Source organism: Alteromonas sp. PRIM-21 (genome assembly GCF_027563165.1).
Lineage (GTDB): Bacteria > Pseudomonadota > Gammaproteobacteria > Enterobacterales > Alteromonadaceae > Alteromonas > Alteromonas macleodii_A.
This window is the reverse complement of the sequence record NZ_JADOEK010000015.1, coordinates 54,788-70,963: the sequence shown is the minus strand read 5'-3', so window position 1 is coordinate 70,963 and position 16,176 is coordinate 54,788. Positions and strand designations below refer to the sequence as shown.

12 protein-coding genes are annotated in these 16,176 nt (G+C 42.8%); 6 read left to right on the top strand and 6 right to left on the bottom strand.

Annotated elements, in window-relative coordinates:
• Window positions 1–377: 377 nt before the first annotated feature.
• From IW644_RS17565 to IW644_RS17545, 5 genes are all read left to right on the top strand, one after another.
• Window positions 378–1,736, top strand: a complete 1,359-nt coding sequence (locus tag IW644_RS17565; protein WP_269918676.1) for a BNR repeat-containing protein — start codon at window positions 378–380, stop codon at window positions 1,734–1,736.
• Between the two features lie 56 nt (window positions 1,737–1,792).
• Entirely contained in the window at window positions 1,793–3,202 is a 1,410-nt protein-coding gene (locus IW644_RS17560; RefSeq protein WP_269918675.1) for a sulfatase-like hydrolase/transferase, read from the top strand.
• Window positions 3,203–3,225: 23 nt separating this feature from the next.
• Entirely contained in the window at window positions 3,226–4,683 is a 1,458-nt protein-coding gene (locus tag IW644_RS17555; RefSeq protein WP_269918674.1) for a BNR-4 repeat-containing protein, read from the top strand.
• A 67-nt stretch (window positions 4,684–4,750) separates the two neighbouring features.
• The gene (locus tag IW644_RS17550; protein ID WP_269918673.1) at window positions 4,751–5,992 is read left to right on the top strand and encodes a glycoside hydrolase family 88/105 protein; all 1,242 of its coding nucleotides are present in this window, start codon (window positions 4,751–4,753) and stop codon (window positions 5,990–5,992) included.
• Between the two features lie 117 nt (window positions 5,993–6,109).
• Entirely contained in the window at window positions 6,110–7,528 is a 1,419-nt protein-coding gene (locus tag IW644_RS17545; RefSeq protein WP_269918672.1) for a sulfatase family protein, read from the top strand.
• 57 nt (window positions 7,529–7,585) lie between these two features.
• Here IW644_RS17545 and IW644_RS17540 read toward each other — a convergent pair whose 3' ends face one another.
• The 6 genes from IW644_RS17540 to IW644_RS17515 form a co-directional block, all read right to left on the bottom strand.
• On the bottom strand, window positions 7,586–8,077 hold the full coding sequence (locus tag IW644_RS17540; protein WP_269918671.1) for a YgjV family protein: 492 nt from the start codon (window positions 8,075–8,077) through the stop codon (window positions 7,586–7,588).
• A gap of 72 nt (window positions 8,078–8,149) precedes the next feature.
• A complete protein-coding gene (locus tag IW644_RS17535; protein ID WP_269918670.1) occupies window positions 8,150–9,532 on the bottom strand; it encodes an NAD(P)(+) transhydrogenase (Re/Si-specific) subunit beta in 1,383 nt (460 codons plus the stop codon).
• Window positions 9,533–9,545: 13 nt separating this feature from the next.
• Complete coding sequence (locus IW644_RS17530; protein WP_131094890.1) at window positions 9,546–9,830, bottom strand: NAD(P) transhydrogenase subunit alpha; 285 nt, start codon at window positions 9,828–9,830, stop codon at window positions 9,546–9,548.
• 2 nt (window positions 9,831–9,832) lie between these two features.
• The gene (locus IW644_RS17525) at window positions 9,833–10,990 is read right to left on the bottom strand and encodes an NAD(P) transhydrogenase subunit alpha (RefSeq protein ID WP_131094891.1); all 1,158 of its coding nucleotides are present in this window, start codon (window positions 10,988–10,990) and stop codon (window positions 9,833–9,835) included.
• Between the two features lie 172 nt (window positions 10,991–11,162).
• Entirely contained in the window at window positions 11,163–11,477 is a 315-nt protein-coding gene (rhaM, locus tag IW644_RS17520; RefSeq protein WP_131094892.1) for an L-rhamnose mutarotase, read from the bottom strand.
• Between the two features lie 3 nt (window positions 11,478–11,480).
• Entirely contained in the window at window positions 11,481–12,392 is a 912-nt protein-coding gene (locus IW644_RS17515) for a DUF4861 family protein (protein ID WP_131094893.1), read from the bottom strand.
• Window positions 12,393–12,722: 330 nt separating this feature from the next.
• Between IW644_RS17515 and IW644_RS17510 the strand changes: the two genes are divergently transcribed.
• Complete coding sequence (locus tag IW644_RS17510; protein ID WP_269918669.1) at window positions 12,723–15,791, top strand: TonB-dependent receptor; 3,069 nt, start codon at window positions 12,723–12,725, stop codon at window positions 15,789–15,791.
• Window positions 15,792–16,176: the final 385 nt, after the last annotated feature.

Genomic DNA, 16,176 nt, shown 5'->3' with positions numbered 1-16,176 from the left:
CATTCGGCACTTTATAAGAAGAATCCAGATCAGTCTTTCAAACCCGATATTAACATCTTTTTAATCATAAATGTAAATAATAGGTCAAATTCAATCTTTTGTGAGTGCTTTCTACTTTCTCCGCTAAGGCAATCGCTGTTTTTATCAACCCTATTTCCAAAGCGCTTGTTTTTTGAATTATTACAGCATGTTGCTATTGTTCGGTGGAATTACAATACTTTTACGGAGTTACACTCAACTTTAAATTGTTCTTTATATCCAATAGAAGAGACCATCGTATTGTTTATAGTGTGAGTGAAAAAGATTGTAAATGACCGTTGTTTTGTTTAAAGTTGCTACGAGTATTAACGATGTATTAACGTTTCGAGGTTATATTAGTGAACCGAATAAAATCATTGCTTCTTCAGAGTGTGTTGGGTTGTGCGGTTAGCATCAGTGGCGTAGCCGCTGCACAGACTTTCGATAAAGCAGGCTGCTTCGAGGTTGAAGCAATAGATCGTGTTTGGTCGGGGCACCGCGTTGCGTTTGATTATATCGGAAAGGGTGACCAGCAAATTGTGGCTTATTACGATGCTAGCAGACAAATGAGTGTCGCTTATAAACCGTATCCTACAGGAAACTGGATATACCAAAAGTTAGACAGCTATTTAGGGTGGGACAGTCACAACAGTGTTGTTATTGGCCTCGACGAAAAAGGGTATATTCATATCGTTGGGAATCTACACGTTAACCCTATCGTCTATTTTAAAAGTGAAAAACCTTATGACGTGCGAAGTTTAAAACGTGTGGACTTTATGGCTGATAAGGAAACAGAAAGTCGAATGACTTATCCAGAGTTCTTTAACGATGCTGAGGGGAAACTCTATTTTAAGTACAGAAACGGACGAAGTGGGAGCGGTAACGAAATTTATAACGCTTTCAATGCCAAAGACGGAACGTGGCAGAGGTTACACGACTCTCCGTTAGTTGATGGAGAGGGAGAAAGGAATGGTTATTTCTGGGGGCCCGTTCTTGGTCCAGACGGTTACTTTCACCTTTCGTGGGTTTGGAGAGAAACGCCAGTCGCAGCCTCTAATCACGATATTTCATATGCCAAGAGTAAAGATCTTGTGAATTGGCAGAAATCAGACGGTACTGCAATCTCTCTTCCTATGAAATTGAGTAATAGTGAAGCGGCTGTTCCGCTTCCTCAATTTTCAGGCATTTTAAATGGTCACACACCTATTGGGTTCGACCATAAAGCTCGACCTTTAATTTCATATCAAGCCTATGATGAGAAGGGAGATAGCCAGCTCTTTATAGCTAGAAATGACAACGGGAATTGGAAAAGTTTTCAAATATCTAATTGGAAAGACTCACGTCAAGAATTGAATATGACTGGTGCCCTTCCTACTACTCTTACAGTCAAGAAACCAGCGAAGCTCCTTGATAGCGGAGATATAGAGGTATATGCGGATCTAGACGGTACATCTTACGCTTACACACTTGATGCTGATTCGTTAAAGGTTAAATCTGAGTCGACCGGCTCACAAATTCCATCAGCTTTGCTTGCCTATGATAAAACTAACGACATGCCCTTATATACAAAGGCTTTGAAACAGCTTTCGCGAGAGCAAAATCATCTTACTGCTGGAAAACGCTTCTACCTAGCATGGGAAGCCTTGCCGCCTAACCGTGATAAAGGAAGGGCGTTTATACCAGAGCCAACAACATTAACTGCACATTGCCTTGAATAATATGCAGAAAAAAGAAACAAGCGGTTTTAAATTTTTAACTTTTACTAGGAAATACCATGAACAAACTAAGGTTTAGTCTTATAAGCGTACTTGGTGCTCTATTCACATCTCTTTCTTCTAGTGTAGCAGCACAGGACAAACCCAATATTCTATTCATCCTTACAGATGATTTGGGCTTCAACCAAGTCGGTGCCTATGGCAATACACCAATTAAAACGCCAAACCTAGATGAGCTTGCTTCTAATGGCATACGCTTTGACCAAGCGTATGCGGGGAATACAGTGTGTTCTCCATCGCGTGTTTCTTTATTTACAGGTAGAGATGGTCGTTTGATGACAAATAATTCAAACACCGTTCAGTTAACCGAAATGGATATAACTCTAGCGCACGTATTAAAACACGGCGGCTACGACACTGCATTATTTGGTAAATATTCAATTGGTTCACAAATGGGAGTTACAGACCCTCATGCAATGGGCTTTGATACTTGGTACGGGTTTTACTCAATCCTCGAGGGTCATCGTCAGTACCCTCACATAGTTTGGAAAGACGGTAAGAAAGTTCGCGTCCCTGAAAACGAAGGAGGCAAAAAAGGCGCCTATGCTCAGGAACTTTTCACCAAGGAAGCCATTGAATACATAAAGCAGCCACGAGAAAACCCATTCTTTATCATGCTTGCTTACTCGTCGCCACATGCTGAATTAGGTGTACCTGAGAAGTTCAGTGAGCAGTACAAATTCGCTGAAACACCCTATACAGGTATGAGAGGTGGTAATCCAGCAGACAAATATGCCTCATACTACCCAGAACCAGTTGATAAGCCAAACGCGACATTGGCAGGCATGGTATCTGCACTTGATCACTATATTGGTCAAATTGTTACACAGTTAGACGAAATGGGTGAACTTGATAACACGCTAATCTTCTTTACGTCTGACAATGGCCCGCATGATGAAGGCGGCGCAGATCCTGAATACTTAAAAGCCTCTGAGCCCTATCGTGGTATGAAGCGAGATTTGTACGACGGCGGTATTCACGTTCCAATGATTGTTCATTGGCCAGAGCGCATTAAAGCAGGTCGGACAGACGATACACCTTGGCTATTTGCAGATGTTATGCCCACTGTAGCTGAGCTAGCGGGCGTAAATCTAAACATGGTCCCTAGAGTTAAAACTAACGGTAAATCAATTGTAGGGCTTTTAAAAACTGAGCCCAGCGAGATGGGCGAGCGTGTCCTTTACTGGGAGTTCTCTAAGCAGGTGGGAGATCCTAACTCAGGCGTAATTGGCGATACCTACCAGGCGGCTCGCAAAGGCGAGTGGAAAGCGGTTCGTTACGGCTACGATGCACCACTTGAACTGTTCAATATTGAAAAAGACCCTGCTGAATTGCGTGATCTTTCTAAGAAAAATCCAGATATTGCCAGCGAATTTTTGGCGTTATTTGAAGAAAATAAAGATCAGTAGAGAAGGTGACGGTGATAGATACTATGCGAAAACGTCAATTTTTACTCAAGAAAGCGCAAATAGCGTTTAGTGTAGCTTTAATAAGCGGAGTAACTCTATCTGGCTGTGCTACGCAAACGAGTAAAGTAGGGCCTACAGCCACTGAAAACACTCAGTTTGTAGAGTACTTTGCAGATAACGCAGTAGGTAACCCTCTTGCTATTGTTCAACATCCAGCGGCCATACACCAAAACGGTATCACTTATGTTTCTTATCAAGGACCTAAAGAGGATCCGTTTGTGGCCACTTATGACCACAGAACCAAAGAGTGGAAAGGTCCTTTTAAAGCGGGAACCAGCGAATTGGGCCGTCGTGATGGTGGCAAAAAGTTCGATAACCATGGTAAACCAACCATGCTTATTGATAACGAAGGCTATATCCACATTTTTTATGGTGGCCATGGCGGACATAAATCAAACGGTCACAATCCTTTAGGTAACACGCATTTTGGTGCAAACAAGCATGCGGTTTCTAAACGTCCTTACGACATTACTGAATGGGAAGATCTAGATAACATAACCCCTTTTGGTACTTATAACCAAGTTGTCAAAATGGATAACGGCGATATTTACCTATTCTTTCGTCACGGTGCTCACCGCAGTGATTGGGTGTATCAAAAGTCTGTAGACAACGGGCGAACTTTCTCTGCGCCTGTGTCATTTCTTAAACACAAACGGCGTACGGATATTGAAGCTGTGGATAGCTGGTATGCCTGGGTTGGGAAGGGAGAAGGAGATAACCTAATTGTTTCCTACGACTATCATGTTTGTTGGGATAACGGCGCAGGTGTTAACGGTCGTGGACATACAACTGAACGTCACGATGTTTACTTCATGAATTTCAATACCAAAACAAATGAATGGAGCAATGTAAAAGGTGAGTCTTTGACTCTTCCCGTTACGAAAGAAGTCGCTGATGAAAAAACACTGGCGATGAAAACCGGTGAGCTCTGGACTTTCAACGGTACTTCGCATCTAGACAGCAAAGGTTACCCACATATCGCAATAAACGCGGGAATTGATAAAGGCGCTAAAACCGGCGGTCCGAAACAAACTAGGCATGTTTGGTGGGATGGCAAGCAGTGGTTAGGCGGCAATAAAATTATCGAAGGGTACGAAGGTGTATCTCGCGGAGACTTCCATGTTAACGACCCTGAAGATATTCGCTACCTCGTTGCTTATGAGAAAGACGGGGACGCTGTTTTGTCGTGGTGGAAAAGCAATAACGACGGGAAATCATTTTCCGAAGAGTCAACTGTGCTGAAAAGCGAAAATGCGAGTTTCGCTATTACAACGCTAATTGAGAACGCTCACCCTGAGGCACAGATGCTAGTTGCCGAAAAAGAGAGTGATGAAAATATTAAAATTTATTTGGTCGGTGAAGATGGTCCGATACCAAGGCCGCTGAACAGCTTTAAATCTTCGAATAATGCGTCTATGTAAGTCAGTATCCAGATTATTGGACCAGGAAATTTGCTAGTAGTCTGCAACAAATTAGTTGGGAATAACTATGAATCACAAAAAACTAAAATTATCTGCCATCGCGATGAGTTTAGCATTAGCTATTAGTGCTTGTTCTGGTGAATCACCTGAACAGAAGACACAAAGCGTAGATGTCGAGCCTAAAAAAGAAATGAAAACATCAAAAGATGTGACTGAGCAGGACATTCAAAAAACAGCACAGCGTATCGGGAAAAGTGTCGCAAATTGGCAAATTGCACAGTTCGGTAACCTAAGCTATATCCCTGAGTCGCATCGCGCGAAATCTGAAAATGCAAAATTTTGGATTCAAGCCTCTTTCTACATTGGATTAACTCGTTGGATTGACGAAACAGGTAACCAACGTCTGCTGGACTTTGTAAGAACAGTTGCAGAGAGAGAACAGTACGAATTAATACTAGAGCGTCCTTATCACGCAGATGATCATGCTATTGCTCAAACCTATTTATGGCTTGCTGAAAAGACAGGAATGAAATCAGCTTATGGGCCTACTAAACAGGTTTTCGATATGATTTTGTCTAACCCCCCACAGGTCGGTCTGGACATGGGTAATTCAGAGTCAAGCACTGGCAAATACCATTTAGAAGGAAACTGCCAGTTAAGATGGTGTTGGGCCGATGCGTTATTCATGGCGCCTCGTGCGTGGGCACAAATGACGAAAGTTACCGGTGACCCCAGATATCTTGAGTACGGAGACAAAGAGTTTTGGGCATCTGCAGACTATTTATTCTCTGATGAATATGGTTTGTTTTATCGAGACAGTCGCTATTTTGATGCAAAAAGCGACAACGGAAAACCGGTCTTTTGGGGGCGCGGAAATGGGTGGGTCTTTGCTGCTATTCCGATGATTATTGAAGAATTACCTGACGATCATCCCTCTAAAGAGCGATACATTGAGCTCTATAAGAAGAATGCTGAAGGACTTATGGCACTTCAGAAAGAAGACGGTTATTGGCCAGCCTCTTTGATGGATCCTGATAAGGTGAAGACACCAGAGGTGAGTGGCACAGGGTTTATAACTTTCGGTCTAGCCTGGGGAGTTAATAACGGCATCTTGACTGACCAGCGTTCAAAAGAAATCGTAGAAAAAGGTTGGAAAGCAATCACTGAAGCTGTTACCGACGATGGCCGTGTTCACTGGGTTCAACATGTTGGAAAGAGCCCTGACCCTGTAAAAGAGTCTGACTCACAGCTATACGGTTCTGGTGCTGTGCTACTAGCGGCGTCAGAAATGCTTAAATGGAATAAATAGAAACGTTTTTACTTTAGCCCCTGACTTTACGCGCGTTGGTCAGGGGCTTTTTTGTATCTGCTATAGGTTAAATAAAAGCGCGTTGAGATTATTAATGTAAAGATTAAGGAATTTAAAATGCCTTTATCAAAAAGAAAAATAAAACAAAAACTGTTGGGTGTGACAAGCTGTGCAATTGTTTTATTTTCGATCGCAAGCTGTGCTAATCAGAACAAAGAAGAAGTGACAGCTAAAGTTACAGAGCAGGAAACGCCACCGAATATATTGTTAATATTATCTGATGATCATGCGTGGAATGATTATAGTTTCATGGGGCATGAAATTGTTAATACACCAAGCTTAGATAGTTTGGCCAACGAAGGGGTGACGTTCAGTAAAGGGTATGTTCCAACTTCACTTTGTAGACCTTCCCTTGCAACAATTGCAACAGGCGTTTACGCCAGTCAACACGGCATTACTGGAAACGATCCCTCTAGAGAAACTCCAGGAGGAAAAAAAGGAAAGGAATACCAACAACTTCGTTCGCAGATTATTGCAAAGATTGACGAAGTTAAAACTTTACCAGAGCTATTAAGGGAAAAAGGCTACGCATCTCTGCAAACCGGCAAGTGGTGGGAAGGCAGTTACGAACGAGGCGGTTTTGATGAGGGAATGACAAAGGGATTTCCGAACCCAGTTGGTCGACATGGCGATGAGGGCTTAAAGATTGGTCGTGAGGGAGTGGATACTATTACTAGCTTTATAGACAAGACTCATGAGGCAAATAAGCCGTTTTTTGTTTGGTACGCGCCGTTTATGCCGCACTCGCCACACACACCTCCTAAGCGAATTTTATCTAAGTACGAAAAGTATGACCTACCAGAGTCTATTGCTAAATACTACGCGATGATTGAATGGTTTGATGAAACGAATGGAGAATTGTTTAGCCATCTCGAAAAACGTGGTTTGAAAGATAACACGCTGATTGTTTATGTCTCAGACAACGGGTGGATTACTAACCCAAAGCAAACTGATAGGTTCTTACCAAAATCTAAGCAGAGCCCGAATGAAAGTGGTGTTCGAACCCCTATTATTTACTCATTGCCAAATAAATTTAAGTCTTCGTTTAGACAAGAAAGGGTAAGTAGTATTGATATAGTCCCTACTATTTTAGGTGCTGCGGGTATAAGTGTTCCAAGTGAACTGCCAGGTATTAATTTATACGATAATTTAGTAACGGGTGAAGATATCGACAGAGAATTAATATTTGGTGAAGGTTTTGCACATGATATGGATGACTTAGACGACGTTGAGTCTACACTGCTTTATCGCTGGGTCATTAAAGGCGATTGGAAATTAATTGTTAGCTATGATGGTAAAAATGTTAGTTACCAGAAATATCATGATGAATTTTTGGTTGGCCCAAGACTCTATAATCTCGCCAACGATGAATTCGAAGAGAAAAACTTGGCTGCACAATACCCTGAAAAGGTTGGCGAGCTGAAAAAAGAAATCGAACAGTGGTATGCATTGGTAGAACGTAAGCTAATTCAGTAACACCTTCAATAACACCCATGGGGCTTGTGGGAATTGCCGCAAGCTTCTTTCATTCCTTCAATGATCACTGCGCAATCGATAAATGGTGATGGTATTTGCCACTATCACACTTACTTCAAGCAAAATTCCTCCAACAGAGTCTAAATAAATGTTGTTCGCTAACCAAAAAACGGCCCCGCAAATAAAGAGTTGTCTCATTCTTATGCCAGAAGCGTAAAAGATAGCGTAAGTGCCAAAACATGCGCCAAAAATGGGGCAAACGTCTATTAGCCGGTTAACGTTAAAAGCGCCCCAAACAATATTTATTGCTATAAATACAATGCCTATAAACTTGTGGTTAGTTTTGACCGATATGATCGTGCGAAAAAAGTTGAGAAAATTAGCGATAGTTCCAGTGACGGAACCTAAAAAGAAAAAGTGAGCCGTTTGAAATGAAAACATAACAATTAGGCTTATTTTAAGTTTTATATCGCTTTTTTGTGTAAAAGAGTAAATCGCAACTAAAAAAGCGAGCACACCAAAAAGCTGACCAAGGGAAGTAAAAGACATGCTTGTGATGTACCCACTTAACAGTTAGAAAAAGGCTCGTAAACATACAAATACGAGCTTAGGTTCGTTCAATTAGTCGCCAAATTCGCGAATTAGGCCGTTAATCGTTTCTTTAGCATCGCCCAAGATCATTCGCGTGTTATCCTTAAAGAACAAAGGATTGTCGACACCAGCGAAGCCAGCGTTAGCTGAGCGCTTCAACACAAATACAGTTTTTGCACGATGAGCTTCAATAACCGGCATCCCGTAAATGGGACTACCTTTCATCTCTTTGGCAGCCGGGTTAACAACATCGTTAGCGCCAATTACAATAACAACGTCATAATTTTCCATTCGAGGGTTAACGTCGTCCATTTCGTAAAGCTGGTCGTAAGGAACATCCGCTTCCGCTAACAGAACGTTCATGTGCCCTGGCATACGCCCTGCTACCGCATGAATGGCATAATCCACTGTACAACCGTTTTCTTCTAGTAAGGTGTGAAGCTCTCTAACAGCATGTTGCGCTTGAGCTACGGCCATTCCATAGCCGGGCACAACGAGTACGGCTTGCGCCGCCTCAAGCACATAAAAGGCATCTTGAGGTGATAGCACTTTTATTTCGCCAGTAATAACCTCGCCTTGCTCGATAGGTTTGGCAAACCCAGATAACAAAACGTTCATCAGCGATCTGTTCATCGCCTTACACATTATATTCGTGAGGATCAATCCTGAGGCGCCAACCAGTAGGCCGGTTACAATCAAAATTGTATTGCCTACTGCAAGACCTGCTGCTGAAGCGGCAATACCTGAATAGCTGTTTAGCAAAGCGATAACTACAGGCATATCTGCGCCACCTATAGAGATCGTTGCCCATAGGCCGAAGCTCAGCCCTAATGCAATAATACAATACAGCCATACTTCATTAGACGGTTGTGTAACAAAGAGATACCCCACGGCTACCATAGCCAGCAAATGAAGGATACTTAATTCCCTTAGCCCAGTGAAAATGAACGCCTTTGAAGACAGTTTTCCAGAAAGTTTTCCCCAAGCAACTACGGATCCTGAAAACGTAATCCCGCCAATGAGCAGCGTTAAAAGAACAGTAATGAAAACAAAAGCCTGGTTATAACCCGATGCACTGGCGTCCATACTGCTAACTGTTGCCCATCCTAGTAGCAATGAAGCAGCGCCACCAAAGCCGTTAAAAAGAGAAACCATTTCCGGCATTTGTGTCATCTGCACACTACGTGCTTTCCATGCGCCATACAGTCCACCGATAAGGACACCAACTATAATGTAATGGTAACTGATGATTTGTTGGTCGAGCAGAGTAACCATTACAGCTACAAACATACCCACCGCTGACACGAAGTTGCCTTTGCGTGCTGTTGAAGGATGACTAAGTAACTTAAGACCAAATATAAAAAGCCCTGCTGCTAGCACATAAGCAAGGTTAATAAGTGTTTCAATTGTCATGTTCAGCGCTCTCTTAGTTATTATCTTTCTTTTTAAACATGCCAAGCATGCGATCGGTGACAAGATAACCGCCCACAACGTTAATACTTGCTAACGTTACAGCTGCAGTCCCCAGAATTGTTGTCAACATACTGTTATCAGAACCAGATGAGACTAGAGCACCGACTAAGGTAATACCTGAAATAGCATTAGAACCAGACATCAATGGGGTGTGTAACGTGGCAGGAACTTTACGAATGAGTTCAAATCCAAGAAATGCAGCGAGTAATACAATAAACAGTAGGTAAATAGTTTCCATTATTAAGCTCCTTCGTACGCAGACAACAGCATGTCATTTCGAATTTTTCCACCATGAGTAATCACAGCACCATTAAGAATGTCATCTTCAAAGGTTAATTCGAATTCAATAGGCTCGTTCTTTACAAACTCATCCAGCAAGTTGTAAATGTTGTTTGCGTACATATCGGTCGCAGCCCGAGATACGCCCTCACTCCAGAAGCCGTCTCCTATAATAGTAACGTTATTTAGTACAACGGTTTCACCTGGCTTAGAGCCTTCTACGTTGCCGCCAGAGACCGCAGCCATATCCACAACAACGCTACCTGGTTTCATAGACGCCAGTGTTTCTTTTGAAATCAACACGGGCGGCTTACGACCGAAAAGCTGCGCTGTAGTGATAACTATGTCTGAACTTGCTATGGCTTCTTTTTGTGCCTGTGCGAGCAACGCTTTTTGCTCGTCAGAGAGTTCTTTAGCGTAACCGTCTTTTGTTTGGCCAGTTTCACCTATATCAACGTTAAGGAATTTGCCGCCTAACGACTCTACTTGTTCAGCTACAACTGGGCGCGTGTCATACGCCAGCACATTGGCACCAAGGCGCTTGGCTGTCGCAATAGCCTGCAGACCCGCAACGCCTGCTCCAATAATAAATACTTTGGCAGGTTTAATTGTACCGGAAGGTGTCATCATCATTGGTAATATAGAAGGAAGTGTGTCCGCGGCCTTCATCACCATCGCATATCCCGCCAAACTCGCTTGAGAGCTCAATGCGTCCATTTTTTGTGCTCTAGAGGTTCTGGGGATCATTTCTACTGAGAGCGCCGTCAAATTGGCCTTTGCTAGTTTAGTTACCAACGCTTCGTTAAAAAATGGGTCTAAGTGTCCAATAACAACTGTGCCAGCAGGCAGCTTTTCAACAATTGATTCTCTAGGTGTGTTGACACAGGCTAGTATATCTACTTGCTTAGCTATTTCTGTTATATCAGCAACAATGTTAGCGCCAGCTTTCGCGAAGTCTTCATCTTTATAGTGTGATAGCAGGCCAGCACCTTTTTCGATATAGACTTCGATGCCTTTTTTGACAAGCTTGGCGATAGTTTGTGAAGACACCGCGCAGCGCCGCTCCACATGAGCGTGGTGCCTTTGCTCTAGGGCTTCGTTTAAAATTAGGATTTTCAATTAACTCTCCTTTTCAAAACTGTAGGAGAATGAGGTAACTCATTCAGTAAACTTCTCTGTCGTTAACTGATATGTTTTAAAGAAGCCCGTTCCTTAACTATGTTAAGCATGGCACCGGTGCTTTGGTGTTGTTAGTATCACACCGGCTACTCTCGGATAGACATAAAAGGTTTTACTCTAAGTGAAAAACCTTTGTTAGGTCTGTAGCTACAGGTTGGTTATCTTCGTGAGTGTCCATTATGTCTGCCATATACTGCCACCACTTCTTAACTACAGCATTATTTGGCAGCGCATCCATGGTGTGGTCGTCCTCACGCTTTAACACAGCAAAGAGCTTATTCGAGCTTTCCTCATAGAAAATACTGTAGTCTGACACGCCTGCATTTTTAAGCTCTTCTACCAGCTCGGGCCATATTTCGTCATGACGTTTCTTATACTCTTGCTCATAACCCGGCTTTAGTGTCATAACAAAGGCAACTTTTTCCATCTATTAGTCCTCCAGGCTGTTTAAGTATTCTTTCCATTGCTCCACAGTGGTGATCTCACTGTCACCTTCCCATGCAAAGCCAGCTTTGTAGTTCAACTTACCTTCTGGTGATGTTTGAGTTATTAGCCAAATATGACTTTCATCTTTCTTTTCAGAAGGTGTATGAATGATGTTACTAATTTTACTCGGCGCGATAACGGCCGCGGTGCCTAACCCTTGGTTGTCAATTTCTTCCCAAGCGGCAATCCATCCTTCTTGTTGATTTTTATACACATCGGCTTTTTCGTCGTGTGTAGCTACACCTATGGCAATAGGGAGAGAGGCCGGGGTATTATTTAGATAGAAAGTCGAATCGACGTTGTACATCCGAGAGCCTAGCGCAAGCGACACGGTTTTAACTTCTTTTACCATGCCAATAGGCGTTTCAAATTCGTAGTGAAGGGTAAACTTGACTTCGTCAGCATTGTTTTCATGAATTTCATAACGAGTGAAGTTGTGGGCGTAGTACGGTGTTTCGTTTATCCACACTGCTGAGCCACCCACGCCACGACTAATACCCGTATGGTAAGGGTCGTAACCTTCTCCTCTGTCCTCGTGATACGACTGACCACTGAAGTGCATGTCATACCACTTGTCGATAATCGAATAATCGACCTTCTTTAGCCATGCGTCGACGCCGCTGGCGTGGCCAGCTAAAGGTGCGGCAGGGCCATAAACCCGAAACGCTACCTTATCATTTTCCCATGCAAAATCGTCCCGTCTCTCAGGTACGAATTTAGCATATGCCTTGACTTGGTTAGCCATTGCCGGCGCGCTGTCTTTATCAGTTTTTTGTACTTCAGATGAGCACGCTGACATGCCTGATAATCCAATAGCGATCGCCGCGGCTAAACAAATTTGCGTATGTTTAAACATCTACTCTTTCCTCTGTTTGATGGCAAAGCAAGTGCTTGGACATTGTTTACAAGCGTACTCATTTATTCTTTTCAATCAATGAAGTGATTGTTAATGAGCGATATTGCATTATTGTGAGACGGTTTGCAATGGATTTAGAACGCGTTTTATAGAATTAAACTAACTGATATTATTTTAAGTTATTAAAATAGCGTTGTTTTCGGGTAATTCTGTCTTTCCTATAAAGTAATTCTAATGTTAACGAAAATATAACAAATATGTTGATATTGGTTAACTTGTGATCTATCGTGATTTTTGGTGATTGATAATGATTGTTTAGGGAGAGAGTACATGACGTTAATCGGTGCGAAGAAATTACGGCTAGCTGTAGCTATTTCATCTGCGATTACTTGCTATTGTGCAGAGGCTGCCGCACAGGATGCAGATATATCAACAAGTGCTGACCAAGAAACCGAAGTGATAGAGGTTAGAGGAATAAGGAGCGCGCTAGCTAGTGCATTGGCTGAAAAGCGCTCTGCCGACAGTATTAAAGAAGTTATTCAAGCTGAAGACATCGGTAAGCTACCTGACCAGAATTTGGCAGAAGTTTTAGAAAATGTCACGGGTGTTCAAATCGACCGAACTGCAGGTGTAGGAACTGGGGTCCAAATACGAGGTACGAACGCAAACCGTGTCGAAATAAATGGTGTATCTACTGTTGGAAGTGGTAACGGCCGCTCTGGGATTAGTTTTGACGACCTACCAGCAGCGCTGATTTCATCTCTGGAAGTCATTAAGGTGCCGACTGCGGAAACTGTTGAGGGCTCTGTAGGTGGAACGATAAATCTACGTACACTTAGAGGCCTTAGTCTAAAAGAGCAGCTGATTTCAATTCGTGCACAAGCGGAGAACAGTGATTTGGCAGATGCTACTTCGCCGCGAGTTTCCGCAACCTTTGGAGATAGCTTTGACACCGATTATGGACGAGTCGGTTTGGTTCTCACCGGTAGCTACGCAGAGCAGCAAGTTGCTTCGTTTGACCCACGTTTCGACAGGGACAGGGAAGTACTCCCTGATTCTGGCAGCGCTAGTGCAGAGTCTTTCCCTTTTTTGAGAACGCAGTTTTTAGATCAAGTCATTTCCCGATATGAATATGAAACCAAGAATTTCACAGGCTCCTTTGAGTTTGAGCCTATGGATAACCTGAGGTTATATTTTGATGCGACAGTTAATCGCCAAGAACGAGCACAGAAAAGTTCCCGCGCATTTATTTCAGGAACCGGTGGATCGGCTGTTGTTGACAATACGGATAACACAGCGTTTGAAACCGTCGACTTAGGAACAATTGATGGTCCAAATGGGCCGTTAGAATTAGGTGAGGTTCAAGCAGTCCTTACGGGAACATTAGGAGTAGGTGTTGATGCAAATAACAATAATATCGACCCAAATTTAAGAACAAGCGTCAATACAGGCTCACGTATTACCGACAGTGATGTATTCGCTACCGGTTTCGATCTTTTGTTAGATCGCCTTGCTCTTAAAGGTGAAGTATCTTATTCAAGTTCAGATTCAGTGTTTCCTCGTTTAAATACGACACTCGATTTTATCAATCCGAATGGCCCGCAACCAAGTGAAGGGTTAAGTATTGATAACGGTGTGCCTGTTGAATTTGATGCTTCGGGCGGCACACTTCAATTCGGGATAGCTCAAAATGCTGAATTTGGACCTTCTAGCCAAGACTTGTTGAATCCAGCTAACTATGCACTTCGTGGTGTCGGTGTGGGTAGAAGTACTCAAGAAAACTCCGAAACCGCATTTAGACTAGATGGGGACTACGACATCTCCGATTTAAATCCGTATTTTTCGGGCATTAAAGCAGGTTTGAGATGGAATAAGAATAAGGCAGAAAGTAACGATATAAACACCACGTCAAACTTTTCTAACCCTAACTCAGCATTCTATAGACCTAGGGCTGATCTGTTTTCAAATATTGTTTCTGCTGGCCCTTCAAACTTTAACGATGCTGATGGAAGACGCTTGTACATTGCTGACTACCTTACCGTAGACGGTGACTTATCGTTTAACAACCCAGACCAAGTTTTGACTGCGATTAATAACGCTATCGCTGAGAATAATGCTGCTCAAATTGCAAATGGAAATATATCAGAGCCATATCCGTCATTGGCACAACCTGAGCTTCAGCTAGATTCATTTTTTGACATTGAAGAAGAGACAACAGCGTTATATTTGCAAGGAGACTACTTCTTTTATATCAATGATATGACATTTCGCGGAAATGTTGGGGTTCGTTACGTTAGTACAGATATTACTTCGGTAGGTAACAACATAGAGAACGGTGTAGTAACAGGCCTGCGCGAGGAAAGTGCGTCTTATGACTATTATCTGCCAAGATTCAATATTGCGTCTGAAGTTATCGATGATTTAGTAATTCGAGCTGGTGTTGCTAAAGATATTCGAAGACCCAACTTTGATAACCTTTCCACGTCCATAAATTTTCCAGGAGGCGCTGGTGCCGCAGTAACAGTTGGAAATCCCGCTTTGACTCCTGAGGAGGTTATTTCTTACGATCTATCTGCCGAATACTACTTTTCTGACTCAAGCTTTGTCAGTGTAGGTGTCTTCCATAAAGAAAGAACGGATATCTTTGCCGAAGTCCGTGATAATCCAGAGGAACCTATCGGGGAAAATGGTCAAATTGAGCGTGATATTACAGCCCCATGTGAAGGTGGCGGTATATTTAACCCCACTGTTACTGACCGAAATGTTTGGTCGTCGGTTCCTGGTACGGGAATTTGTGTTCCACTCCAAACAACAATTAACTTGCCGAATGAGGAGACACAAACTGGTATTGAGGTCGCGTTTCAACATGACCTTTCTGAATATGAGGAGGAGCTTGGATGGGCTTCTGGTTTTGGGGTAATCGCAAACTATACATATCAGGAAGCAGGTGCAGGTATTGAAACGTTCCGTCCAGCAACAGGAGATGGAAACGCGCTGAATAAACTATTGGGGCGTACAGATGCTGATCAATCTACACCTACACTTGCCGACGATATTGTAGAGGAACGGATTGAGTTGGAAGACTTATCTCAAAACGCATACAACATTACGTTGTTTTACGATAAGTATGACCTCAGTGTGCGAGCACGATACACGTGGCGTTCAGCGTTCAAAACTGGGGACTTGATAAGCTTTGATATGCCGCGAATAGTTGATGATAGAGCACAGCTTAACATGAGTGTGAGTTACGATATAAACGACACCTTTACCGTTGGGCTAGACGGCATAAACCTACTTCGCGAAGATCGTACTGAGTGGTGCGTAAATGAAGGTGCGTTGCTTTGTGCACAAGGGTTAACTGACAGACGCATAGTGTTAGGGGTTACAGCAAACCTTTAATTAACTTTTCAATAATTAAGTAATTCTACAAAATCCGCCTCTAGCTTATCTAGAGGTGGAGTTTTTGGTTTTCGGTGATTCTCGAATGGTAATGAAACCGGGGCAGAGCCCCGAATCTGAAATATGAGTCTGTCGATGATGTTACATCGATGGGAGCGATTTCATAAGAAGTAGTAGCTAGCGCTATTTACTTGCATATAAATTCTCCACAACCACACAACCAGCTTTAAAATAACGCGCAATTGTGGAGAAACGTACCACTTGCGAAGTACTGTTCGATTTGCAACTCGTTAAAACCCATTATTTCCAACTGTTTTCTCATCCCTATGCCCAAATATCCATTTCATTAAAGGGTTGTGGAGAGTCTAATACGTTAAGTGTACAC

Excerpts from the sequence above, each read along its gene's own strand:
- IW644_RS17560 (WP_269918675.1), top strand. The coding sequence starts at position 1,793 with ATGAACAAACTAAGGTTTAGTCTTATAAGCGTACTTGGTGCTCTATTC.
- IW644_RS17540 (WP_269918671.1), bottom strand. The coding sequence starts at position 8,077 with ATGTCTTTTACTTCCCTTGGTCAGCTTTTTGGTGTGCTCGCTTTTTTA.
- IW644_RS17530 (WP_131094890.1), bottom strand. The coding sequence starts at position 9,830 with ATGGAAACTATTTACCTACTGTTTATTGTATTACTCGCTGCATTTCTT.
- IW644_RS17550 (WP_269918673.1), top strand. The coding sequence starts at position 4,751 with ATGAATCACAAAAAACTAAAATTATCTGCCATCGCGATGAGTTTAGCA.
- IW644_RS17510 (WP_269918669.1), top strand. The coding sequence starts at position 12,723 with ATGACGTTAATCGGTGCGAAGAAATTACGGCTAGCTGTAGCTATTTCA.
- rhaM (WP_131094892.1), bottom strand. The coding sequence starts at position 11,477 with ATGGAAAAAGTTGCCTTTGTTATGACACTAAAGCCGGGTTATGAGCAA.
- IW644_RS17515 (WP_131094893.1), bottom strand. The coding sequence starts at position 12,392 with ATGTTTAAACATACGCAAATTTGTTTAGCCGCGGCGATCGCTATTGGA.
- IW644_RS17545 (WP_269918672.1), top strand. The coding sequence starts at position 6,110 with ATGCCTTTATCAAAAAGAAAAATAAAACAAAAACTGTTGGGTGTGACA.
- IW644_RS17555 (WP_269918674.1), top strand. The coding sequence starts at position 3,226 with ATGCGAAAACGTCAATTTTTACTCAAGAAAGCGCAAATAGCGTTTAGT.
- IW644_RS17535 (WP_269918670.1), bottom strand. The coding sequence starts at position 9,532 with ATGACAATTGAAACACTTATTAACCTTGCTTATGTGCTAGCAGCAGGG.